20 protein-coding genes and 1 pseudogene are annotated in these 24,127 nt (G+C 67.3%); 10 read left to right on the forward strand and 11 right to left on the reverse strand.

The features are described from left to right. Nucleotides 1-86 precede the first annotated feature (86 nt). The gene (locus L1787_RS10015; protein WP_235708664.1) at nucleotides 87-1,013 is read left to right on the forward strand and encodes an alpha/beta fold hydrolase; all 927 of its coding nucleotides are present in this window, start codon (nucleotides 87-89) and stop codon (nucleotides 1,011-1,013) included. Between the two features lie 22 nt (nucleotides 1,014-1,035). Here the strand turns inward: L1787_RS10015 and L1787_RS10020 are convergent, their stop codons facing one another. From L1787_RS10020 to L1787_RS10065, 10 genes are all read right to left on the reverse strand, one after another. Continuing rightward, entirely contained in the window at nucleotides 1,036-2,928 is a 1,893-nt protein-coding gene (locus L1787_RS10020) for a KUP/HAK/KT family potassium transporter (protein WP_235708665.1), read from the reverse strand. Nucleotides 2,929-2,983: 55 nt separating this feature from the next. After that, complete coding sequence (locus L1787_RS10025) at nucleotides 2,984-3,472, reverse strand: hypothetical protein (RefSeq protein WP_235708666.1); 489 nt, start codon at nucleotides 3,470-3,472, stop codon at nucleotides 2,984-2,986. A 121-nt stretch (nucleotides 3,473-3,593) separates the two neighbouring features. Then, nucleotides 3,594-4,595: a cytochrome d ubiquinol oxidase subunit II gene (gene cydB, locus L1787_RS10030; RefSeq protein ID WP_235708667.1), complete on the reverse strand. Its 1,002-nt coding sequence runs from the start codon at nucleotides 4,593-4,595 to the stop codon at nucleotides 3,594-3,596. Between the two features lie 4 nt (nucleotides 4,596-4,599). Then, nucleotides 4,600-6,072: a cytochrome ubiquinol oxidase subunit I gene (locus L1787_RS10035; protein ID WP_235708668.1), complete on the reverse strand. Its 1,473-nt coding sequence runs from the start codon at nucleotides 6,070-6,072 to the stop codon at nucleotides 4,600-4,602. Nucleotides 6,073-6,206: 134 nt separating this feature from the next. Beyond that, nucleotides 6,207-7,496: a c-type cytochrome gene (locus L1787_RS10040; RefSeq protein WP_235708669.1), complete on the reverse strand. Its 1,290-nt coding sequence runs from the start codon at nucleotides 7,494-7,496 to the stop codon at nucleotides 6,207-6,209. Nucleotides 7,497-7,506: 10 nt separating this feature from the next. After that, nucleotides 7,507-8,049 carry a (2Fe-2S)-binding protein gene (locus tag L1787_RS10045; protein ID WP_235708670.1) on the reverse strand — a complete coding sequence of 181 codons (543 nt, stop codon included), beginning with the start codon at nucleotides 8,047-8,049 and terminating at the stop codon, nucleotides 7,507-7,509. Continuing rightward, nucleotides 8,046-10,994, reverse strand: coding sequence for a xanthine dehydrogenase family protein molybdopterin-binding subunit (locus L1787_RS10050; protein WP_235708671.1), 2,949 nt, complete (start codon nucleotides 10,992-10,994; stop codon nucleotides 8,046-8,048). The genes L1787_RS10045 and L1787_RS10050 overlap by 4 nt, the downstream gene beginning before the upstream one ends. Nucleotides 10,995-11,781: 787 nt before the next feature. After that, entirely contained in the window at nucleotides 11,782-12,204 is a 423-nt protein-coding gene (gene rnk, locus L1787_RS10055; protein WP_235708672.1) for a nucleoside diphosphate kinase regulator, read from the reverse strand. A 519-nt stretch (nucleotides 12,205-12,723) separates the two neighbouring features. Beyond that, a complete protein-coding gene (ppk2, locus tag L1787_RS10060) occupies nucleotides 12,724-13,572 on the reverse strand; it encodes a polyphosphate kinase 2 (RefSeq protein ID WP_235708673.1) in 849 nt (282 codons plus the stop codon). Between the two features lie 105 nt (nucleotides 13,573-13,677). Next, nucleotides 13,678-13,938 carry a hypothetical protein gene (locus tag L1787_RS10065; RefSeq protein WP_235708674.1) on the reverse strand — a complete coding sequence of 87 codons (261 nt, stop codon included), beginning with the start codon at nucleotides 13,936-13,938 and terminating at the stop codon, nucleotides 13,678-13,680. 200 nt (nucleotides 13,939-14,138) lie between these two features. On the opposite strand from L1787_RS10065, the gene L1787_RS10070 reads away from it, so the two are divergent. The 9 genes and pseudogenes from L1787_RS10070 to L1787_RS10110 all read left to right on the forward strand — a co-directional run bounded on the left by L1787_RS10070 (nucleotide 14,139) and on the right by L1787_RS10110 (nucleotide 23,235). Continuing rightward, nucleotides 14,139-15,758, forward strand: coding sequence for a hypothetical protein (locus L1787_RS10070; protein WP_235708675.1), 1,620 nt, complete (start codon nucleotides 14,139-14,141; stop codon nucleotides 15,756-15,758). A gap of 134 nt (nucleotides 15,759-15,892) precedes the next feature. Next, on the forward strand, nucleotides 15,893-16,342 hold the full coding sequence (locus tag L1787_RS10075) for a hypothetical protein (protein WP_235708676.1): 450 nt from the start codon (nucleotides 15,893-15,895) through the stop codon (nucleotides 16,340-16,342). A 30-nt stretch (nucleotides 16,343-16,372) separates the two neighbouring features. After that, a complete protein-coding gene (locus tag L1787_RS10080; RefSeq protein WP_235708677.1) occupies nucleotides 16,373-17,605 on the forward strand; it encodes an HlyD family secretion protein in 1,233 nt (410 codons plus the stop codon). A gap of 56 nt (nucleotides 17,606-17,661) precedes the next feature. Continuing rightward, nucleotides 17,662-18,129 carry a histidine kinase gene (locus L1787_RS10085; protein WP_235708678.1) on the forward strand — a complete coding sequence of 156 codons (468 nt, stop codon included), beginning with the start codon at nucleotides 17,662-17,664 and terminating at the stop codon, nucleotides 18,127-18,129. A 190-nt stretch (nucleotides 18,130-18,319) separates the two neighbouring features. Further along, nucleotides 18,320-20,479: a DUF3141 domain-containing protein gene (locus tag L1787_RS10090; RefSeq protein WP_439648274.1), complete on the forward strand. Its 2,160-nt coding sequence runs from the start codon at nucleotides 18,320-18,322 to the stop codon at nucleotides 20,477-20,479. Nucleotides 20,480-20,554: 75 nt separating this feature from the next. Further along, nucleotides 20,555-21,511, forward strand: a pseudogene (locus L1787_RS10095) (phosphate acetyltransferase). A 21-nt stretch (nucleotides 21,512-21,532) separates the two neighbouring features. Then, nucleotides 21,533-22,318, forward strand: a complete 786-nt coding sequence (fabI, locus tag L1787_RS10100) for an enoyl-ACP reductase FabI (protein ID WP_235708680.1) — start codon at nucleotides 21,533-21,535, stop codon at nucleotides 22,316-22,318. A 232-nt stretch (nucleotides 22,319-22,550) separates the two neighbouring features. Further along, nucleotides 22,551-22,796, forward strand: a complete 246-nt coding sequence (locus L1787_RS10105; protein ID WP_235708681.1) for a hypothetical protein — start codon at nucleotides 22,551-22,553, stop codon at nucleotides 22,794-22,796. Between the two features lie 184 nt (nucleotides 22,797-22,980). Next, nucleotides 22,981-23,235: a GlsB/YeaQ/YmgE family stress response membrane protein gene (locus L1787_RS10110; protein WP_235708682.1), complete on the forward strand. Its 255-nt coding sequence runs from the start codon at nucleotides 22,981-22,983 to the stop codon at nucleotides 23,233-23,235. A gap of 56 nt (nucleotides 23,236-23,291) precedes the next feature. Here the strand turns inward: L1787_RS10110 and L1787_RS10115 are convergent, their stop codons facing one another. After that, nucleotides 23,292-24,095, reverse strand: a complete 804-nt coding sequence (locus L1787_RS10115; protein WP_235708683.1) for an IclR family transcriptional regulator — start codon at nucleotides 24,093-24,095, stop codon at nucleotides 23,292-23,294. Between the last annotated feature and the right edge of the window lie 32 nt (nucleotides 24,096-24,127).

Here is a 24,127-nt window from a genome sequence, read left to right on the forward strand (position 1 = left end):
CCGCCGATCCGGCGGACGGCCTATCTAAGGATGCGTGGATGCGGGACGGCGTCCACCCTGTTCACGGCACATGGAGACACGACCCGATGCCTTCCGCGACGGGCGGACTTGCGGGCTCATCCGGCCGGACCACGGCAGCCGCCGGCGGCGTTACCGATACGCTGCCGCCGACCGCGGCCCGCCATGATGGCGGTCCCGTCGTGCGGTTCGGCCGCGCGGTCCGCGAGCAATTCCAGGCGACCACCGGGTTCGGCCTGTCACCCGGCGCGAGGGGACGGACCTCCCCGCGCCGCACCCGGCGTCCCGGTGACGATCGGGTGCCGCCGCTCAGCCTGTTGTCGACCGGCGATCCGGGCGGCCGGCGGGTCGTCTTCATCCACGGCACGCCCGGCGAGGCCTCGGACTGGACGCCGCTGCTTGCGAACGCGCCGGAGGGACAGGAGCGGATCGCGCTCGATCGGCCCGGATTCGGCGAAAGCGGCCCCGGCGGGCCGGTCGTCCGCCTCTCCGACCAGGCGCAGGCCGTCGCGGCCCTTCTCGGCCGAAGCGCGCCGGCGGTGGTCGTCGGCTCCTCCTATGGCGGCCCCGTCGCGCTGCGGCTGGCCGCCGATCACCCGGACAGGGTCGCCGGCGTCCTCCTCGTGGGTGCGGCGGCGGACCCGGAGCGCGAACGCCTCCACCCCCTCCAGAGGCTCGGTGCGACGCGGCTCGTCGCGAATCTTCTCCCCCGCGCGCTCAACCATGCGAATGCCGAGCTGATCGCGCTGCGCGACGAGTTGAAATCGCTGGAACACCGCCTCGCCCGGATCCGCGCTCCGGTGACGATCCTGCAAGGCGCGCGCGACACGCTGGTGCCACCGGAGAACGCGGCCTATCTCCTCGAACGGCTGACCGGCTCGATCGCCAAGCGCCTCGTGCTGGTGGAGCGGGCCGGCCATTTCCTCCATATCCTGCGGCCGGAGATCGTCGAGAGCGCGCTCGCCGAATTGCTGGCCGAGGCGCACGCCGCCTGACGCGCCGGCGGCGACTCCCGCCTCAAAGCTGCTTGATCACCCCGACCTCGAGCGTGCGCTTCGGCGGCAGGCGGAATCGATCCGTCGCCCGCTCGGCGAGACGGAACAGCACGACGAAGAGCACGATCGAAACGTCGCCGACACTGCGGATGCGGGGCGGCGGCACGAGCCGGTCATGACTGACGAGATAGACCGCCTCGTCCGGCTCGATGCCGAGCCGCGCCAACTCCGGCGCGAGGAGCGAGGGCAGGTCGATCTGTTGCAGATAGCCGACCGTGAGGTCGATGCGGCAGACCTGCTCGTCGAGACAGACCACTGTGACCCGGTCCGCCTGCCGCACACGCGGTTTCGACCCGACCCAGAGCGAGACGATCACGACGCGCCCCGGATTGATCTCGAGGACGCGCAGCAATTGATCGATCGACGAGACGGACCCTTCGCCCGGCCGCATCAAGGCGACGATCGGGATCGCGATCTTGGTCTCGCGCCGGCCCATCTCCCGGGCGAGCCGGGCGATCGGGGTGCCGGTCGTCCCACCCACTTCGACGAGCCGCACCCGGCCGAGATGCCAGCTCAGCATGATGGCGAGCGCCAACGCCGTCAGCGACAAGGGCAACCAGCCGCCGTTCGCGACCTTCCCGAGGCTCGATCCGAAGAACACGATGTCGATCGCGAGCAGCGGCAGGAAGAGCGCGACGACGAGCGCCGCCCGCCGGCGATGTCGCTGTCGCATCTCCGCGATCGCGAGGATCGTCGTCGCGATCATCGCGCCGGCGACCGAGAGGCCATAGGCGCCCGCGAGCGCCGCTGACGAGCCGAACCCCACCGCGATGAGCAACGTCCCCGTGCCGATCATGGCGTTCAGGACCGGCAGATAGACATGGTGCTCGTTGATCCGGCTCGTGTGCCGCACGCGCATCGGCACGAGCAGATGAAGCTCCATCGCCTGACGCGCCAGGCTGAAAATCCCGGAGATGACCGCTTGCGAGGCGATGATCGTCGCCAGCGTCGCGAGCGCGACCATCGGCAATCGCAGCGCGTCCGGGACGAGGCGATAAAACGGGTTGTCGAGCGCATGGGGCTCCGCGAGGACGAGCGCGCCCTGCCCGAAATAGCAGAGGAGAAGGCCCGGCAGCACGACTGCGTACCAGGCCCGCGTGATCGCCCGCCGGCCGAACTGGCCGAGGTCCGCATAAAGCGCCTCCCCGCCGGTGACGGCGAGGAAGACCGCGGTGACGATGGTCGCCCCGCGCAGTGGATCGGCGGCAAGGAGCCTGACCGCGTGGCGCGGATCGAGCGCGGCGAGAACCTCGGGCCGCGCCACGATCGCCGCCGCGCCGAGGAGGCCGATCGCGGCGAACCAGACCAGCATGACCGGGCCGAACCAGCGCCCGATCACCTCGGTCCCGGCCCCCTGGATGGCGAAAAGGGTGATCAGGATGGCGCACGCGATCGGAAGGACGAGCGGATCGAGCCGCGGCAGCGCGATCTCGAGCCCCTCGACCGCGGCGAGCACCGAGATCGCCGGCGTGATCAGCGCGTCGCCGAATAGCATCGCGGCGCCGGCGAGGGCGACGCTGAGCATCGCCGCACGACGACCGCCGCGCGAACGGTGAAGATCGAGCAGGGCGGCGAGCGCGATGATGCCGCCCTCCCCGCCATTGTCGAGGCGCAGCAGGATCGAGACGTATTTGACCGACACCGAGAGCACGAGCGCCCAGGCGATCAGCGACAGCGATCCCATCACCTCGACCACCGTCGCCCCGCCGGCCGCCGTGACCGTTTCGCGGAAAGCGTAAAGCGGACTCGTCCCGATATCGCCGAAGACGATACCGAGCGCCGCGAGCGCGATGCCTCGGCGCATCGGTCCGGCAGCGGCCATCATGTGCACGCCCTGGGATCTCTCGATGTTCACGGGCCCCCTCCCCGCCCCGGCTGCCTGCGGGCCGCGTCGCGACCCGCTCGGCAATCTACACGAGAGGTTGCACGGCCGCCTCTGTCGTTGCGGTCGGATCGACGGTGCGAGGGTCCGCGATCGGGTGATCGGCGGCCGACGGCGCGCACAACGACGCCGCGTTGGGGTGAGCGTTGGCTTGAGGTTGGCCGTGAGCGTGGGCGTGAGCGCCGACCGCCTCCGAATGGCGCCAACGCCAGCGCTTGATCTGATGCTCGAGTGCGTCGAACGCCTCGCCGAGCACGACCTCGATGCTCCGGTGGGCGAGGTCGTCGCGCGGCGCGTGGCCGACCATGAAGGTCAGCGCCGGATGGTGCGCCTCCAGTCGAACCATGTAGCGGCGCGAGGTCGATCGGCGTCGGTGCGTCGCGTCGAGGGAGGCGCGTAGGCTGAGAAGGCGCCCGCAAAGTTGCTCGATCCGCCGCACGCGCCGCTCGATTTCCTCTTCGAGCGGCCGGGAGCGTTCGATCTGACCGAAGCTGACGACGACAGTGGCTCGCATCATTCTCTCCAGCGTGGATTTCGACCGCCGGAGTGAACATGCCGGATTCACCGCGCCATTGACGAAGATCAACGCACGGTGGTTCCCGCGGCGGGCGCACCGCCGCGGGGTTGTCGAGCCGGGCTCAGGTCTCGTTCGAGGTGACGACCTTGCCGCGGAACACGAGATAGACCGTGATCGTGTAGATCAAGATGATCGGGAAGATCACCAGGCCAGCGCCCCAGAACATGAACGACAGCGATTCGTGCGGTGCGGCCGCCTCCTCGACCGTGAGCGTGAACGGGATCATGTACGGCCAATAGCTCGCCACCAGCATCACATAGCTCGCCACGACGAAGACGATCGTCGACAGGAACGGAACCCAGTCGGCCGTGCGGCGACGGCCCGCCCGAAGGAGGATCCACGCCGCCACGAGGCCGACGAACGGAATGACGAACAGCTCCAGATTGCCGAGCCACCGCGCCGAAACGCGCGCGTCCCGGTTGAAGGAGAAGAGGAACGCGACCACCACGAAATAGACCACCAGCGGCACCAGCCAGCTCAGCCGGTCATAGGCCCGCTCGCGGAGCCGCCCCTCACACTTCAGGATGACCCACGTCGTCCCGAACAGCGTGTAGGTGAGGACGAGTCCGATCCCGCACAGCACCGGGAAGATGTTGAGCCACTCGAACGCCCCGCCGGCATATTGCCCGTCGACCACCGTCAATTGCTGCGCCATCGTGCCGATGGCCGCGCCCTGGACGAATCCGACCAGGATCGACCCCGCACAGAAGCCGAAATCCCAGATCGGGCGCAGCGTCTTGGCGCGATAGCGAAACTCGAAAGCGACCCCGCGAAACACCAGCGCGATGAGGAGCAGGACCACCGGCAGATAGAAGGCCGGCAGGAAGATCGCATAGACGATCGGGAACGCTCCGAAGAGGCTGGCGCCCACGAGGACGAGCCACGTCTCGTTGCCGTCCCAGACCGGGGCGATCGCGTGCATGAGGGTCCGCCGGTCCGTCTCGTCGCGGGTGAAGCCGAACAGGGTGCCGACGCCGAGATCGAAGCCGTCGAGCACGACATAGGCGATGATCGAAAACGCGATCAGCAGCGCCCAGAAATCAGGAAGGGATGTCGCGTCCACGGGATCACTCCTTGGCGGGGCCGGCGGCGCCGACGAAAGATTGGGCTGCGGCACCGGCCGGGCCGGCGCGCGCGATGTCCTCCCCGCTGCCGGTGGCCGACTCGGCATCGCCCGCGCCCGCGAGCGGCCTGTTGCCGGTCGCGTTCGGGATGTCCTCCACCGTCACGTCCTCGGGGCCTTCCCGCAAAAGGTGGTAAATATAGTAGATGCCGAAGGAGAAGACGCAGACATAGACCACCGCGTAGATGAGCAGCGAGGTCAGCACCTCAGAGCCGGTGATCGATGGGGTGTGCGCGTCGGCGGTGCGTAACAAGCCGTAGACCACCCAGGGCTGCCGCCCCACCTCCGCCGTGTACCAACCCGCGACGACCGCCACGAACCCCGTCGGAAAGGACAGGAACGTGCCGACGAGGAACCAGGTCGACCGATAGAGCCGCCCCGTCGCCCACAGCAGGACGCCGCCCCAGCCGATCAGCAGCATCACGACGCCCATGCCGACCATGATGCGGAAGCCGAAGAACGGGATCGCGAGCGGCGGCCGATCCTCCGGCGCGATGGTCACGATGCCCGGCTCCTCGGCGGTGAGCGTGCCGTCATCGAAGAAGCTGCCGAGCTTCGGTATGCCGATCTCGAAGAGATTGCGCTCGTTCTGCGGATCGGGCCAGGCGAAGAGGATCAGCCGCGCGGGCTGCTCGGTCTGCCAGCGTCCCTCGATCGCCGTGAACTTCGCCGGTTGGTACTTCTCGGTATATTCGCCGTTGAGGTGCCCGAACAGGAGCTGCACCGGGATGACGGCGGCCATCAGCGCAAGGCCCCAGCGCAATTGCAGCCGGCCTTCCGCCTCGTAGACGCCGCGCAGCAGATACCACGCGCCCGTCGCCGCGACGACGGTCGCCGTTGTGAGGTAGGCGGCGAGGATCATGTGGACCCAGCGAATGTGGAACACGTAGCTGCCCATGATCGCGACCCAGTCGACCGGGATGATCTTGTCGTCGATGATCTCGTAGCCGACGGGCACCTGCATCCAACTGTTGTTGGCCATGATCCAGAACGACGACAGCGTCGTGCCGAACGCGACCATCACGCAGGACAGGAGGTAGAATGCGGGCGGCACGCGCGTCCGGCCGAACATCAGGACGCCGAAGAAGGTCGCCTCGAGGATGAAGGCCGTGAACGCCTCATAGCCGAGCAGCGGCCCTTGAATCGCGCCGGTCCGCTCCGAGAGCACGCTCCAGTTCGTGCCGAACTGGAAGGCCATCACGATCCCGCTGACGACGCCCATGCCGAACGAGACCGCGAAGATCTTGCGCCAGAAGTCGAAGATGCGTCGATAAATGGGCTTCTTCGTCGCCATCGACATGGCTTCGATGACGGCGAGCCAGGCAGCGAGACCGATCGTGAACGCCGGAAAGATGATGTGAAAGGTGATGACGAAGGCGAACTGGATTCGCGAGAGCAGTAGGGGATCGAGATCCATCGATCAGTCTCCGTAGCCGGCGCGGTCCGGCGTGTCGTTCGGGAGCATCGCGCTCGGGGGCGGGGCGCCTCGATGATGCGGCATCGGTGACGCGAGACGGTGGAGGGCCGGTGGCCGGCCCTCCATCCGGCAGATCAGTCGACCGGCCGGGGGAGTTTGTTGACCTCGGCGACGGCCACGGGCTCGGAATGCCCGCCCCATTGGGTCCGCATCCAGGTGGCGAGCTCGGCGATCTGTTCGTCCGACAGCGAGTGCGCGAAGGGCGGCATCGCATACATGCGCTGATTGCCGGCGAACGTCTGATCCGGCACGCCGTTGACGATGACCGAGAGCAGATTCAACGGATTGGCCAGGGTGATCGTCGCATTGCCGCGCATCGGCGGGGCGACGTTCGGGATCCCCTCGCCCGTCATGCCGTGACAGCCCGCGCAGGCCTCCACGAAGACGACCCGGCCCGGATCGCTGCCATCGGCGGCCGGCTGGAAGCTCTCCGGCTGCGGGTCGGGCGGGTTGGCCGGCGCCGGAATCGTGCCGTCCGCCGACGTCATGAGATAGGTCGCGATCGCCTCGACGTCGGACCGCTCCATGGCGCTCGTCGAGAAATGCGTCACCGTGTGCATCTGTCCGAAGGATGTGCCCTGAGGCGAAATGCCGGTGGCGAGGAAGTTGGTCAGGCTCGCAACGTCGAACCCTTGGGCGGCGAGCACGTCCGCCTTCAGCGAGGGCGCCTCCTGACCGTCGATGATCGCGCCGTCCAAGGACCGCGCGAAGTCCGGCCCCATCATCACGTTCATCGGCGTGTGGCAGCTTCCGCAGTGGCCGAGCCCCTCGACGAGATAGGCGCCGCGATTCCAGGCGGGCGGACGGCTCGGCTCGTTGGGCGCCTGCCGTGCGGGGACGTTGAGAAGGGTCCAGAAGTTCATGAACGAGCGCAGCGGGAACTGGAACACGCCGGTGTTGGCGGGCACCTCTTTGGCGACCGGCGGAATGGACATGATGTACGAGTAGATCGCGTCCACGTCCTCCGGGGTCGTGATCTGGGTGTAGACGTAGGGCATCGCCGGATAGAGATTCCGGTCGCTGGCGTTGATGCCTTCACGCACCGCGCGGTGGAAGTCGGCGCGCGAATAGCGGCCGATCCCGTAGGTCGGATCGGGCGTGATGTTCGACGAATAGATCGTGCCCATCGGCGTGTCGATCGGCAGGCCGCCCGCGCCCATCGGCCCCTTGGCGAGGGAGTGGCAGCCGAAACAGTCGCCGGCGAGGGTGAGCTCGCGCCCGCGGGGCTTCAGCGCCTCCATCCGCTCCGCGGACAAAGGCTGATAGATGTCCGGCGACAGCTGCGTCGTCCGAAATGCGCCGGACAGGATCGCCAGCGACGGAAGGATGATGATGGCGAGGACGATGAGGATGATCTTGCGCACACCAATATCCTCAGTCGATCACGTAGCCGGGCGTGGCAAGCGCGAGGTCTCGAATGGCTTCGTAGTAGCGGACATAACCCGTGCAACGGCACAGGTGGACGTTGAGCGCGTCCTCGATCGCCTGCTCGAGATCGGCGCGGCGGACGGGCTTGCGCTTCAGGCTGTCCATGAAGACGGTCGCGCCGGTGACGAAACCCGGCGTGCAGTAGCCGCATTGGAAGGCGAAATTGTCGATGAACGCCTTCTGCACCGGCGTCAGCTCGATGACGTTGCCGTCGGCGTCGCGGGGCGCCTGCCCCTCGATCGTGACGATCGACTTTCCATTGAAATAATGGGCGTCGAAAATGCAGGTCCGGCTCTCGCTGGTCGTGCCGTCGGCCGCCTCGATGACGACCGTGCAGGCGTGGCAGATCCCCTGCCCGCAGCCGAACCGCGTGCCGGTCAGGTTGAGATGCTCGTGCAGGAAATCGATCATCGGCATCCCGAGCGGGACGTCCACCGGGCCGACCGCGCGACCGTTGATCGTGAGCGACAGAGGGAGCGACTCGCTCATGGCAGGGCCTTCGCAATCTTATCGGACGTGAATGGCAGTTCGTAGAAACGCTGGCCCGTGGCGTGGGCGATCGCGTTGCCGGTTGCGGCGATCACGGGGACCATCACCGCCTCGGCGATGCCTTTCGGGGGATCGGTGTCCGCGAGCGGCGGGAGGTATTCGGACGTCTGCGCCCAGACCGCCACGTCCGCCGCACGCGGCAGCTTGTAGCGGTTGAAGTTCCATGTCCCGTCTCCGGGGCCGTCTTCGTAAAGGGGCAGCTCTTCCATCAGCGCGTGGCCGAGGCCCATGGCGAGCCCGCCCTGCTGTTGGCCGGACACGAGTTCGGGAACGATCGGCCGGCCGGCATCGAGAAGGCTGTGGAGGCCCACGACCTCGACGGCGCCCGTGCCCTCCGTCACGCTGACGGCGACGAGACAGCCGGAGGCGGCGTTGGTCATCGGATCACCATTGCCGCGCCCGTTCGGCGGGTAGGTGACGCTCGAGCGCTTGATGAAGTCATAGCCGCCGGTCGTCATCCGCGCCTTCAGCGCGTCGGATGCGCCGTTGCCATAGCGCACCGAAAGTGCGTCGGCGGGGATCGTGACAGGGCCCACGGTCGGAACGTCGAACTCGGCCGTCGCCCATTGCCACAGGCTATAAGTGTGCATTGCGACGCCGGTGATGAGGCCGAGGCGGTGCGCCTCCGCAGCCAGCTCGTCGAACGGGATCGGCCGCATTCCGCCACCGGCAACGCCGTCCTCGGTGATCCGCAGATCCGCCAGCGTGACCCACAATGGCGAGATACCGCCGCCGCCGACACCGCGGCTCCAGATCGACCGCGCCGCCGGCCACAAAGTGTGCTCGAACAGGAACCGGCCGACCTGCCGCGTCGCGAAGCCGAGATAATAGACGCTCGCCGAGGAGCTCATGTCCGGCAGATAAGACGGCGTCCAGAAGGGGTTCTTCACCCCGTCGGCAGCCGAACCGTCGGTCGTCAAGGGAAGTTCGGGGAAGTCGGTGATGCCGAAGGTGACGGCGTCGGGCGCCTTGCCGATCGCCTGCCAGATCATGACCTGCTGGGCCGTGGTCGCGCCGGTGCCGATCTCCTGGCAGCAATGGCGCAGCACCAGACGGCCGTCCGGCTCGAACTCCAATGCGAGCGCGCTGACGTCACCGCCGGCGCCGTAGACCTTGTTGACCTGCGCGTAGCCGACGCCGTAGCGCTGGCCGGGATTGGCGGCCTCGTAAGCCGCCTTCCGCGCCGCCCGATCGCGCCAGAGCGGATGCGCCGCCGCACGGTCCAGCATGTCCACATTGCGCATCGCACCGCCCTGAGGGCCGCCTTGCGTGTTGGCATAGCCTTCCGCGAGCGCGTTCCTGCGGCGCAATTCGATCGCGTCGATGTCGAGCGCCTCGGCGGCCTCGTCGACCATCAGCTCCAGGATCGTCTGCGCCTGGAGGGCACCGAAGCCGCGCATCGACCCCGCCTCGACTGCCGGGCTCGCGAGGGCCACCGCCGTCAGGTCGGATTTCGGGAAATAGTACATCGACTGAGCGCCGCGAATGGCCTCGTGCGACACGGCGACCGACAGATTCGCACGGCCGCCGCCATTGCAGGCATAGCTGCCCTTGAGGATCTCGAAATGGCCGCTCTCGCGGTCGGCGACCAAGGTGATGTCGATGTCGAAGGAGTGGCGCTTCATCCCCATCTGGAACTGCTCGTAACGGTTGTTCGCGAGCCGCACCGGCAGACCGTCGCCATAGAAGGCGGCCATCACGGTGTAGAGGGGGAAGATCGAATAGTCCTTCGAGCCGTAGCCGACCGTCGTTCCCGTCAAGAGATCGATCGTATCGACCGGGAAGGCGCAATCCTTGACCATCTCGGCCGCCGCCTGCGCGACGCCGTAGGGCGACTGGGTGGCCGCGAGGATGTGCAGGGTCCGCGTCTCAGCGTCGTACCAGGCATTGCCGTTGTCCGGCTCCATCGCCGACGGGTCGATCGACTGCGAGAAGCCCGACCGTTCCAGCACCAGCTTGCCGGCCGCGCTCTTCGCCGCGTCGATCTCAGCGGCGATGTCGGCGGCATAGCCCATGCCGGCCTCCTCGTGACGCTGCTGCTCGTCCGCGCTGCGGGGCGGACGCTCCAGCGGCACGGATCGGTCGCGCAATCGTTGGGTGGGCGGCTCGAGCGGCTCGGTCAGCGTCGGTGGCCAGACGGGCGTGTTGCCGTCGAACCCGCCGCGGATCGGGCCGTCTTTGAGGCCGGAGAAGAGCGGCTCGGCGAACGGATCGTCACTGCCGACGCGGACCCAGCGATCGACGCCGTAATTCGCCGGCGGCTTCGGCCCGGTGTCCTCGCCATAGCGCACGGTGTCGGTCCTGAAGGCGAGCGTCCGCTTCGCCGCGACGAACCGATCGAAGTCGCTATAGACGAGGAGCGCGACCGGGTGGCCGAGCATCCGCGGGGTCTGCCCTTTCGGGGTGAGGAAGTCGTAGCCGTAAAAGCCGTGCCCCATCACCTTTTGCGGAACGGTGATGCGGTCGTTCGCGAGATCCTCGTGCAGGACGACGCGGTCCGGCTGGAGATCCGGGCCCAATGCGGAGAGGTCGATGTCTTCGAACACGCGATCCGCGCGCGTTGCCTTCACGAAGAAGGCGTGCGCCTGGGTCTGCGGCCAACCGGCGAGGTCGCGCGCACGGAAATCACGGGCGAAGACCTTGTCGCCGGTGACCTTGCTGATCGCGTCCCACCGATAGCGAGGACGGCCGTCCGGCCCCATCCAGTCGCCGGCGGGCTTCGTCGAATCGACTTCGATCGCCTGGGCCGGGACGACGCGCGACAGCGTCACGGCGATCCCCGAAAAGACGCCGAGGCGGATGAAGGAACGGCGCGAGAGGCCGGTGCGCCTGGGCAGGTCGTCGTCGGGCCGGACAATCGGCATTTCGGTGCGCCGGTCGGTCATTGCAGAGCCTTTAGAATTTTCGCCGACGTGTTCGGCGACTCGTAGAAATGCGGGCCGCACCCGTCGGCGTGTCGCGTCGCGGCGGATGCGTGGCGAACGGCGGTCGACGTCGCCCCGCACGGCGAGGCACCCGCGACACGTCCCGCGTCGGTTCCGCGGCGAGGTTTTACTGGGATGGGCGCGTCAGATGGGGCGTCGACCGGCGCGCGAACGACCGCATCACCTGTCGTCGCAAACATTGGCGTGGGGGTGGACGGGTGAACTTTACGTAGAAAAACAGAAGAATTGGCCAAGTCTCATCATCCCACGCCGAGAAATCCCTTCGCCGGCGTCTCACCCTGCCCCGCGACCGGCGATCGGGCCGCGAACCCGCGCGGCACGAGCCGTAGAGGCCCGACCGTGGCCGGATCGCGTCCAACGAGACAGGTCTGGCTGGGTCGATGCACGACGGAACGAGCCCGCGCCCCATGCCCAAAAGCCGAAACAACGTTACTTTGGAAATATGTCAGCTCGAACAGGCCCGTCAAGCAAGAATTGAACCTTTCTTGGGAAGACGCACCCAAACTCAGGAATTCCGAGCGAAATTTCAGTACTACTGTGAGTTCTTCTTAATAAGACATATCCCAAATGGGATATGCGCCCCTCGCGCCCGAAGCGCCCCGCGCACGGGTCGCCGCGCATACGCCGCGACATCGATATTTGGCCAATCGCTTAGGCCACGGCGGCGGGCGGGCTTCGGCGCCGCCGATCGAGGTTCGTCGGCGACGCCGACGGACGTCGTTCAGCTTCAGTCGGCACGCGGCTCCCGCACCTCGAGCACGGTCAGACGGCGCTCCGCTCCGGCGCGCGTCTCCCACGTGATCGAGTCGCCGACGCGGACGCCGATCAACGCCGCCCCGATCGGGGTGAGGATCGAGATCTTGCCCTGCGCGATATCGGCTTCGGCCGGATAGACCAGCGAAACGGTCTGCACCTTCCCCACCGTATCGTCCTGGAAGACGACCGTCGCGCCCATGTACACATTTTGTTCAGGACGGCCGTCGGCAACGATGTCGGCGCGCTCCAGCTCCTCGGTGAGGATCGCAGAGACGTCCGGGATCCGGTTCGCCGCGGCACGCGCCAGCACCGCGAGCTGCTCATAGTCACGGGCCGTCAGCGTGATGTGCGGGCTGTTCGTCTGGGCGGTCGAGCCGCCCGTATTCTGGTTCATCGCCATTGTGAATTCCTCTTCATACCAACAGGCCCAACGGCCATGTTGCTTGGCGTTTTGACGATTTCGTCAAAGATTTTCGTGATGATTTCGGACGGTCCGTCGACGGGTTGGCGGCAATGCCGCCCGTCGCGACCGTTTCGCGTCGATGGAGCTCGGTTCAAACCAAAGCCTTCGCCGCGCGCGGCGACGCCCATGCCCCTTCGACAAAATCTGATGGATGATCGGCCAGCGCTTCAGGCGTCGACGTCGATGGCGCCGCGATCCCGTGGCCCGTTGCGATATCGAGGAGAATTGCGAGGCGCGCCGCCCATGTCCGCCCCGCCGCACCCGAAGACACACCTTCGGTCGGCCATGTCGTCAGCCCGAAAATCGGGCGGAACGGCACGGGCCGGCGGGGCTAAATGCCCGCGATGAAATCGCCTGCACAGCGCAGGCCCCTATGCAACGATGCGAGGCTGATCATGATGAGCGAGATGTGTGATCTCGCCCCGCAAAAGTCAATCGCCCCCACCGCCTTCAGAAGACGGACGGAACGAGATGGCGCGGCGTCGCGGCGACCGCCCCCTCGGGACGCTTGCGCCGCTTGCCGAGCTCCGGCACGTCGAACGGGACGCGTTCATAGGGAATCGCGCTCAGAAGGTGCGTGATGCAGTTGATGCGCGCGGCTTTCTTGTCGTCGGAATCGACGATCCACCAGGGCGCGACCGGCGTGTCGGTCGCCGCGATCATCGCGTCATAGGCGAACGTGTAGTCCCACCAGCGCCGGTAGCTTTCGAGGTCCATGGGGCTCAGCTTCCACTGGCGCAGCGGATCCGCGATCCGCTGCTGAAAGCGCCGCTCCTGCTCGTCCATGCTGACATCGAGAAAGTATTTGAGAAGAATGATCCCGCTTTCGACCAGCAAGCCTTCGAGAGGCGGCAGGATTTCCAAGAAACGCTTCACCGTATCTTCCGGCGTGAAGCCCATCACCCGCTCGACGCTCGGCCGCGTGTACCAGGAGCGATCGAAGATCACGACCTCGCCCGCAGCCGGAAAGTGGTCGATATATCGCTGGAAATAAAGCTGGCTCTTCTCCCGGTCGCTCGGGGCCGGAAGCGCCACGACCCGGAAGACGCGCGGACTGACGCGCTCGACCAGTCGCTTGATGATCCCGCCTTTGCCCGCCGCGTCGCGCCCCTCGAACAGGATGACGACCCGCGCCCCTGTCGCCGTCACCCAGGCCTGCAGGTAGGCGATCTCCACCTGGAGGCGTTCGAGCTCCCGCGCATAGGCCTTGTTGCGCTCCTTCTTCGACAAGGGCGCCGGCGTATAGACCTCGGCGGCCTGCGCTTTATGCCGTTTGCGCTTCTGTTTCTGCCCCACCATCTCCTCCCCTTGCCTCGCCGCCAAACGGTCCGCGCATGACGGGATGTGCGCCCGCCCGGCCCGCGCTCGGGACGCGGCGGCATGGCGGCGGACGTCGTCGCATCGTCATTCGGGCCCCTCCCGCGGCCCCGCGTCGGCCTCCTCCTTCTCCCGCTCGGCCCGCAAGATGGCTTCGAGCTCGGCCTCGAGCTCGCGGATGATGTCGCCGTATTCGCCGATCTCGGGCCGCTGGTCGGCATCGGCTCGCGCCCTGATGCGCGCGAGCGTCGCCTCCGCGGCGGCATGGTCCTCGCAGATGCTGCGAAACTCTCGATGGCTGAGGAGCAGGCGGCCGATACGCTCCGCATCCTGCGGAAACCGCTTCATGATGGTCGCAGGATCGCACGACGGAGATCGCGGCATCGAAGCACCGAACGAACGGAACCGACGCCTCACTCGCCCGCACGCGGCGCCCGACGCCAGTACGTTACGGTCAAGATCGCATCGCGACGGCCATGAATTGAAACGCCGAATCTACCCATGGGCGGGCGACCGTAGTAAGATTAGACCGATGCACGGGGCCCACCATGGAAGACATCGGCACCCCTGACCCCACGGCCGTTCGAGAGCAACTCGCTCGGATTGTTGCATCGCCCGACTTCGGAGCGTCCAATCGCAACCGCCGCTTTCTGGAATACATCGTTACCGAAACTCTCGGCGGTCATCAGAACCACATCAAGGCGTACACGATCGCCACCTGCGTTTTCGGGCGCGGCGCGGACTTCGACCCGCAGATCGATTCGATCGTGCGGATCGAGGCCGGCCGCCTGCGCCGGATGCTGGAGCGCTATTATCTGACCGCCGGGCGCGCCGATCCCGTCATCATCTCGATTCCCAAAGGATGCTACGTTCCCGAATTCGCGCTCAACGCACCCGCGCCCGACCCGCCTCGAAGCGACAACCGCCCTCCGCGCGAGTGCCGTGGACCGTCGATCCTCGTTCCGGGTTTCGAGGAGGAGGGTGATCAATCGCTCTATCCCAACCTCACCCGCGGCTTCACGCGCCACGTCATCGCCGGGCTGACGCGATTCACCGAGCTCGCGGTCTTCGGCCCCGACACGTCCGTCCTCCAAAGCGAGCCGGGCGAGGCGCGGGTCGACTATCTGCTGACCGGCGGGACGACCATCTCGGCGACGCATTTCGGCGCGGAAGTCCTGTTGATCGAGGTGCGGACGGGCCGCTGCCTCTGGGGTGAAGTGTTCGAGTGCCCGCTCGATCCGGGCGGATGGGCGGGCGCTCTCGGCGAGCTGGCGAGCGCGGTGGTCCGCGCACTCGCGCAGCCTTATGGCGCGATCTTCGTCGCCCAAACGCAGGACGTCGACGCGGCGACGGTGAGCGCAGGCTCATCGGCGGCGAGCGTCATGCTGTTCCGCCGCTATGCCCGCACCTTCGACCGGAGCCTCAGGGAGACGGTGCGCCGCGCCCTCGAGGCGGCGCGCGAGCGAGACCCGGACAACGCGGAACTCTATGGCTGCCTGTCGCAGATCCACACCGACATGCTCCGCTTCGGCAGCGATCAGAATGCGGCGCGGGCCGAGCTCGCCCGGCGGGCCCTCGATCTCGCCCGCCGCGCCATCGACCTCGCGCCGAACGCCAGCCGCAGCCACCACGCCCTGTCCCGCGCCTACTGGTTCGCCGGCGACGTCGCGGGCAGCTTTGAAGAGCTCGCGGTGGCGCGGGCGCTCAATCCCAACGACACCGCCATTCTCGCCGACCTCGGACAACAACATGCCGTCATGGCGCATTGGGACGAGGCGATCGCGCTGCTGGAGACGGCCTATGCCCGCAATCCGGGCCTTCCGTCGAGCTACCGCATCGGCTTCGCCCTTTATCATTTCGCGCATGGGCGCTTCGCCGAGGCCCTCGCCGAAGCGCACAAGGTCGACGTGAGCGGCGTCGTCTATGGCGCTCTCATGGTCGCCGCCTCCGCCGTCCGGCTGGGTCGCGAGCCCGAGGCGCATTCGGCGCTCCGCACGGTGGCGGCCATCGACCCGGACTATGGCGCACACGCTGCCGCCGACCTCGCGAGGCGCAATGTCGACCCGGACCTTGCGGCCGCCATCTTGAGCGCGCTCGCCGACGCGGGCCTACCAATCGGCCCGGGGGCGACCCACCGGACCGCCACGTTGCGGCCGATCCGCGGCTGATCGCTCTCCCGAACGTCACCCGTAACTCACCCGCACGTGCTGGCGACCCCGCGCGCGCCGGCTACCCTTCTCCCCCGCGGCGCCTCGCGCCCATCGCGGGGTCGGACATCCTCACCCCAGAAGAGAGACGGAAGATGGCCAGTCTTCATCCGTTGGCGCCGCACGATCTACCGCCCTTCATCACACCGCCGGGTCAGACGGACATGATGTTCGTCGCGGTCGGCGTGTTCTTCGTCGTCCTGATCCTCCTCGTGGGCAATCTTTATCTGCGGCTGCATGCGCTGCCGGAGCGGATGGCGCATCGGTCGAACATGGTCCAATTCCACGTCGTCGCCGTTCTGGCGCTGATCGCGCTGCTGACGCATCAGACCGGCTTCTGGATCGCGGCGCTCCTCCTCGCACTCGTGCCGATCCCCGACCTCGCCACACCCGTCGCCCGGATCGCCGACTCATTGGAGCGAATGGCGGCCATCGCGGCCGGTCACGCGGGCGCGGCGCCGGCGATCCCACGCCCGACTTCCGAGACCGCGCCCCCGGCGATGGTGACGTCCGAACCGGCGGGCGCGCGGGCGACCCCCGCTTGAGACACGCGACGGCGCGCAGGAAACGCTTCGATGTTTGAAATCTTGCTCTGCTCGATGCTGACGATCTTTCCCGACTACCTTTACCGCCGCTACGCTCAAGGCAAGCGGATCGGCCAAGAGATCACGCTCTATTCGGTCTGGTTCGAGCTGAGATGGGGCATCACCGCCTGCGTGGTGCTGACGCTGACGCTCGTCACGATGATTTTCTATTATCACCCGTCGACGCAGAACGCCGTCTCTCTCTTCCGCACCGTCCCGCTGGTGCCCGAGACCATCGGCCGGGTCTCCGACGTCTATGTCGACGTGCGCGACACGGTGCGCGCGGGCGATCCGATCTTCAAGCTCGACAGCAGCAAGGAGGAAGCGGCCGTCGAAACCGCCCGGCGGAAGGTCGCCGAGGTCGATGCGGCGACAGCGCTCGCGCGCCAGAACCTCGCCGGCGCGGATGGGCGGATCGCCGAAGCGCAAAGCGCCTACGATCAGGTGCGCGACGAGCTCGAGACCAAGCGGGAGCTTTTCAGACGCAATTCCCAGACCGTCGCCGAGCGCGAGATCCAGCGTCTCGAACAGGCGCTCGCCGGTCGCCAGGGAACGCTGTCCGCCGCGATCGCGGACAAGAGCGCGATCGAGACCGAGCTGTCGACGAGCCTGCCCGCCCAGCGGGCGAGCGCAGAGGCCGAGCACGCAGAAGCCGAGGTCGCGCTCGACAAGACGGTGGTGCGCGCCGGCGTCGACGGCACCGTCGAGCAGTTCACACTCCGCGTCGGCGATCTCGTCAATCCGATGATGCGCTCGGCCGGCATCCTCGTTCCCTCCGATGCCGGGCGCCGCGCGATCATCGCCGGCTTCGGCCAGATCGAGGCACAGGTGATGCGCGTCGGTATGATCGCCGAGGCGGCGTGTACGGCGGTGCCGTTCACGGTCATCCCCCTCGTCGTCACCAAGGTTCAGGACGTCGTGGCGGCCGGCGCACTCCGTCCGTCGGAGCAGCTCGTCGAGACCGGGGCGATCGGCGCGCCGGGCACGCTCACGGTCTATCTGGAGCCGCTTTATGCCGGGGGGCTCGATCACCTGCCGCCGGGCAGCAGTTGCATCGCCAACGCCTACACCAGCAACCACGACGCGCTTCAGTCCGACGACCTCGGACCGCTGCGGCGCTTCTACCTCCACATGGTCGACACGGTGGGCATCGTTCACGCCCTGATCCTGCGCCTGCAGGCCCTCCTCATGCCGGTGCAGACCCTCGTTCTGCGCGGCCATTGACGGACGGCGCCGGCCCCGATCGACGCGCCGACATCAACGCAAGGAGACGACGACAGATGACGAGCGAAGACAGCGCAACCAAACCCGCGATCCCGACGGCGGACGATCTCCGCATGGCGATCCTCGACCGGCAGATGAAGGAGATCGACCGGCGGCTGAAGGAGAAGGAAGCCGAGAAGGCGCGGCTCGACGCGATCGCCAACGAGTTCCTGTCCGACCATGTGAGCGATCGCGAGCGCGACATGATCCGCACGATCGTCACGAACACCGTCAACGAGGGCAAGTATGAAGCGCTCGTCTACACCTTCCCCTCCTCCCTCTGCACCGACGCCGGGCGCGCGATCAACAATCTCGACCCGGCCTGGCCGGACACCCTGCAGGGCAAAGCCCGCGAGCTCTATGACGGCTTCAAGGCCAACCTTCAGCCGAAGGGCTATCGCCTCAAGGCGATGATCGTCGACTTTCCGGGCGGCATGCCCGGCAATGTCGGCTTCCTCCTCAACTGGGAGCCGAAAACGTTCTGAGCGATCACCTCACCGGCCACCCGCCACGCGGGCCCGGCAGGATATGGGAGGCTCGACCTTGCAAGGCGTGACGGACGTGACGCAAACGAGGCCCGCGAGGCCGAGGGAGGGGACGGCGATCCCCGGTCTGTCCTCGTGGCATGCGTACCAGCAGGATGCTTTGCAACGCGCGGTCCTGTTCCTCGACGTGATGCGCCGCCGCAGCGACGCCTATCGCCGGCACGCCGCGCTGCCGGTGCCCCATGTGCTCGACTATGCGGCGGAACTCGTTCTCGATGGGCGCAGCCTGCCGCGCCCGGTCAACTATCTACTGGCGCGCATCCGACCGCCCGAGGGCACGACGCTCGACCCGTCCCGACGGCCGTTCGTGGTGGTCGATCCGCGTGCGGGCCACGGACCCGGCATCGGCGGCTTCAAGGCCGACAGCGAGATCGGCGTCGCGATGAAGGCCGGACACCCCTGCTATTTCATCGGCTTCCTGCCTGATCCGGTGCCGGGACAGACGATCGAGGACGTCGCCCTCGCCGAGGCCGCCTTCCTCGAGGAGGTCGGCCGACGCCATGCCGAGGCCGATGGCCGGCCGTGCGTCATCGGCAATTGCCAGGCCGGATGGGCGGTGATGATGCTGGCGGCGGTCCGTCCCGAACTCTTCGGCCCGATCATCGTCGCCGGCGCGCCGCTGTCTTATTGGGCCGGCGTCAAGGGGCGGTATCCGATGCGCTATCTCGGCGGCCTGCTCGGCGGAAGCTGGCTCACCGCCCTCGCGAGCGATCTCGGCGCGGGTGTCTTCGACGGCGCATGGCTCGTCCAGAATTTCGAGAACCAGAACCCGGCCAACACCCTTTGGACCAAGCCGTACAATCTTTACGCCAAGGTCGACACCGAGGCCGAGCGCTATCTCGGCTTCGAGCGGTGGTGGGGCGGCCATGTCAGCCTCAATGCCGAGGAAATCCAGTTCATCGTCGACGCGCTGTTCATCGGCAACAGGCTCACCGCGGGCGGGATCACCCTGGACGACACGGTGGTGGACCTGCGCAATATCCGCTCGCCCATCGTCGTGTTCTGCTCGCGCGGGGACAACATCACCCCGCCGCAACAGGCGCTCGACTGGCTCCTCGACCTTTATAACAGCGTCGACGAGATCCGCGCCTTCGGGCAGACCATCGTCTACACGATCCACGACACGATCGGTCATCTCGGCATCTTCGTCTCGGCCGGGATCGCGCGCAAAGAGCACGACGAGTTCGCCTCCAATATCGACCTCATCGATCTGCTCCCGCCCGGCCTCTACGAGGCCGTGTTCGAGCCGCGGGCGGCGGTCGCCGACCATCCCGAGCTCGTGACGGGCGACTGGGCGATGCGCTGCGAGGCGCGCACACTCGACGATATCCGTGCGCTCGGCGGCAACGATCTCGCCGACGAGCGGCGCTTCGCGGCGGCTGCGCGCATGTCGGACATCAATCTCGCTTTCTATCGGGCGTTCGTGCAGCCATTCGTCCGGGCGAGCATCGGCCCGGCCGTCGCCGAGACGATGCGCCGTCTGCACCCTTTGCGCCTCGGTTATGAGAGCTTCGGCGCGTCCAATCCGTGGCTCGGCTGGGTCGCGGAGGCGGCGGCCGCGACCCGCAAGGGCCGCCGGCGCGTCGCGGCGGACAATCCGTGGCTTTCCCTCCAGGATCAGGCCTCTCGCCAGATCGCGGCGACGCTCGATTCGGTCCGGGTGATGGCGGAGACCGCCGCGGAGGATACGTTTCGCGCCCTTTATGGATCGCCCGCGCTCCAGGCCGCTTTGGGAATCGACGCGAACTCCGACCGGCGCCCGCGCAAGCCGGCGCGGAGCCTTCTCCATACGCGCCTCATCGAGCACCGGATCGCCGCACTGCGGGCCGGCATGGGCGATGGCGGCCTGCCCGAGGCGCTGGTGCGCGCGCTCGTTTATGTGGGCATGGCCCGCGGCCGCGTCGACGAACGCGGCTTCGCGGCGATCCGGCGTCTGCGCGAAGGGCGGGAGGATGCCCGCGCGCTGTCCCTCGCCGCGTTCAAGGCCATGGTGCGAGACCAATCCTACATGCTGTGGATCGACGAGGAGGCCGCGCTCGCCGCTATTCCGCAGCTCCTGCCGGCCGACACCGCCGCGCGGAACAGCGCGCTCGACAGGCTCGCCTCCGTCCTCGGCGCATCCGGCGCGCTGACCGGAGAGGCCGCCGCCCGCTTCGACAGGATCGCCGCCCTCTTCACCACACCGCACGTGTCCGACATGCCCGTCCCGGGGCCCCATGACGGGCCGATAGCACCGCCCGCCCCCGACCTCGCCGAGGCCGTGGCAACCCGGCCTGACGGAGAGGCCTGAGCGCGCCGCATCGCCGGATCATCGGCGTCGCAGCGCTCCGAAATCGGCGTCGCAACGAAACTGGGAGCTTCCGCCATGACGGCGAGCGTGAACGACGGCGCGACCATCTCCAAATATGATCGCCTGATCGCACGGGCGAAGCAGGAGAGCCCGGCTCCAACGATCGTCGCAGACCCCGGCGACGAGACCGCGTTGCGCGGCGTGCTCGAAGCGGCGCGCGCCCGGCTGATCGCCCCGACTCTCGTCGGGCCGCGTGATCGAATGCGATCGATCGCCGACGCGCATGGCCTCGACCTGTCCGGCATCGAGATCGTCGACGCAGAGCACAGTGACGCCGCCGCCCTCGCCGTCCGCCTGATCCGCGAGGGACGCGGCGAGCTTCTCATGAAATGAAGCCTCCACACCGACACGTTGATGCGCGAGGTGACGGCCTCCGCCACCGGGCTGCGCACCCATCGGCGGATCAGCCACGTCTTCGTGATGGACGTGCCCGGTCATGCCGACACGCTCTTCATCACCGATGCGGCGATCAACATCTTCCCCGACCTCGAAGCGAAGCGCGACATCGTTCAGAACGCCATCGATCTCTGGACCGCGGTCGGGCTCGGTGCGCCCCGCGTCGCGATCCTGTCCGCCGTCGAGACGGTGACGCCGAAGATCCCGTCCACGTTGGATGCGGCCGCGCTCTGCAAGATGGCCGATCGGGGCCAGATCACCGGCGGCACGCTCGACGGGCCCCTCGCCTTCGACAACGCGATCGATCCCGACGCCGCGCGTATCAAAGGCATTGTCTCGCCGGTCGCCGGACACGCACAGATTCTGGTGGTCCCGGATCTCGAGGCCGGCAACATGCTGGCGAAGAATCTCACCTTTCTCAGTCATGCCGACGCCGCCGGCATCGTGCTCGGCGCGCGGGTGCCGATCGTGCTGACCTCGCGGGCCGACACGGTGCGCACCCGCCTCGCTTCGTGCGCGGTGGCGTCCCTCTACGCGGCGGCGCGGCGCGCGTCGGCGAGCCCGATCGCGGCCTGAACGGGGCGGAGGAGAGCCCGTATGACGTTACCCGACACCAAGGCGAAACTCCTCGACGGATATCGCGGCCTCGTCGTCGGCATCGCCAACGATCAATCGATCGCATGGGGCTGCGCCCGAGCCTTTCGCGCGCTCGGCGCCGAGCTCGCCGTGACCTATCTGAACGACAAGGCCCGCCCGCATGTCGCCCCTCTCGCCGAGGACGTCGCCGCCCCGATTCTGATGCCCCTCGACGTTGCCGTGCCGGGGCAGATGGAGGCCGTGTTCGCGCGCATCGGCGAGGAATGGGGCGCGCTCGACTTCGTGATCCACTCGATCGCCTTCTCGCCCCGCGACACGCTCGCCGGACGGGTGACGGATGCCCCGCTCGACGGTTTCCTGAAGACGATGGAGGTGTCCGTGTGGTCCTTCATGCGCATGGGCCACCTCGCCGAGCCCCTGATGAAGAACGGCGGCACGCTGTTCACGATGACCTATTATGGCTCGCAGATGGTGGTCGAGAATTATAACATCATGGGCATCGCCAAGGCGGCTCTCGAGAGCGCGGTCCGCTATATGGCGGCCGAGCTGGGGCCGAGCGGCATCCGCGTCCACGCGATCTCGCCCGGTCCGCTCGCGACCCGCGCGGCCTCGGGCATCCCCGAATTCGACGCGCTGCTCGCAAAGGCTGCCGCCAAGGCGCCCCGGCGCGCGCTGGTGTCGATCGACGATGTCGGCGCGGCGACGGCCTTCCTCGCCCATCGCGCCGCGAAGCTCATCACCGGCCAAGTGCTCTATGTCGATGGCGGCTATCACATTATCGACTGATGCCGGCAGGTCCACTTGAAGTATCGCAGATCACGCCGCAAGCTCACTGACCCTTCGATCAAGATTTCGCAGTGCTCATATTGACGTGCATCGGATCTTGGGCGTGCGACGCAAGCGGAGACGACATCGTGCGCGTCTCCGATAAGGGCAACGATTAACGTGGGCGCTGCACCCTGCAACACACTCGGGTGCGAAAGGCGACGTCATGCGGATATGCCGGATCACGACGGTCTTGTTCGCGCTAGCCTGGCTCTTCGCCTTGGCCGTGCTGGCGATCGGCACGTTCGGCCTCTTCGGCGAGCCGCGCGACCCGCTCGCGGCGGTCTATCTCGTGCCGCTCGGTCTGCCATGGAACCGGATGCTCGACCGGCTCGACGATCCCGTCCGAGTGATCGCGACGGCGCTCGCCCCCGGCGTCAATCTCGCGATCATCCGGCTGATCTGCCGGACCGCCCGCATGTCGGGGCCGGGCCGATGAACGGCCGGGGCGAAACGATCGGCATCCTGCCGGGAACTTACCGCCGTGGTCGTGCGTCCTTCGTGGGCCCCATCTGTCGCGGTGTGAACCGTGACGGATGCGGCTTCGGACATTTGCAAAAGTTGCCAAGACGCGTGAACGTCTCCCGTCGGACGACATCCGTTGGCATCAGGAGGAACGAGTGATGGACGACGCTGGAATCGGCTGGATTGCCGCGATCATCATCGGTGGGTTCGCAGGCTGGATCGCCTCGGCCCTGATGAAGAGCGACACCGGAATCTTCATGAATATCATTCTCGGCATCATCGGTGCCGCGGTGGCGAGCTTTCTGTTCGGGTTGCTCGGCGTCAGCTTCGGCGGATGGGTCGGTTATCTCGTCGCCGGTGTCATCGGCGCCTGTATCCTCGTCGGCGGCGCCCGGATGATCCGCGGGCACTGACGTTCCGCACACGGGGCGGGCAAGCCAATGCCCGCCCTCGACCGGCTGTCCGCGCATCAGCCGCGCTGCGACGCGGCCCCCGCATGAACCGGCGGCCGATACTCCTCCATCCGCGCCGCGATCTCCGAGCACGCGTCCACCAGCTTTCCCCGCGCCGCTTCGTAATCGGGGACGGTCTGTTTCCGGTTCAAATGGGCGACGATGATGCAGGCGATCGCCTGTCCGTTGCCGAGCACGATCGGCGCGGCGATGTCGGTGATGCCGACAATGTCCCGACTCTCGCGGACGATCGATCCGTCGCGCCGTAGCGTCTCCAATTCGGCATCGAGCGCCGCTCTGTCGACCTTCTCCTGCATCAGCACGACGCTTTCCTCGATCATGCGTCGGCCGGCTTCGGGCGGCTGAAACGCGATCAGCAGCAGGCCGGAGTGCGCGTCGACCAGCGGGCGGCGATAGCCGAGCTTCAAGCTGAACGTCATTTCCGAACCGCCGGACGCTGCCCCGATCACGACCGTCTCGCCGCGGTTGGCGACGACGAGGTGGACCGACTGACGGATCTCGTCCGCGAGACGCTCCACGATGGGGCCGGCGACGGCGATCAAGTCGCGCATCCGCGCCGTCTGCATTCCGAGCGCGAAGAGCTTGTTGGTGAGCGTCAGCCCTTCGCCGTCCGGCGCGCGCGCGATGTAGCCGCGCCGGATGAGGACATGGACCATTCGGAAGATTTCGTTCTTGGAGCGGCCGAGCCGCTCGCCGATGTGCCGCGTGGTGAGCGCCGTGCCCTCGGCGGCAAGGAGCTCCAAAATATCGAGCCCCTTTTCCAAAGCCGGGGCGGAGTAGCTGGTCTGGTCATTCACCATCACACACATCTCGTTTTATATACGAGCCTTGA

The organism is Acuticoccus kalidii, from assembly GCF_021556395.1.
Taxonomy (GTDB): domain Bacteria; phylum Pseudomonadota; class Alphaproteobacteria; order Rhizobiales; family Amorphaceae; genus Acuticoccus; species Acuticoccus kalidii.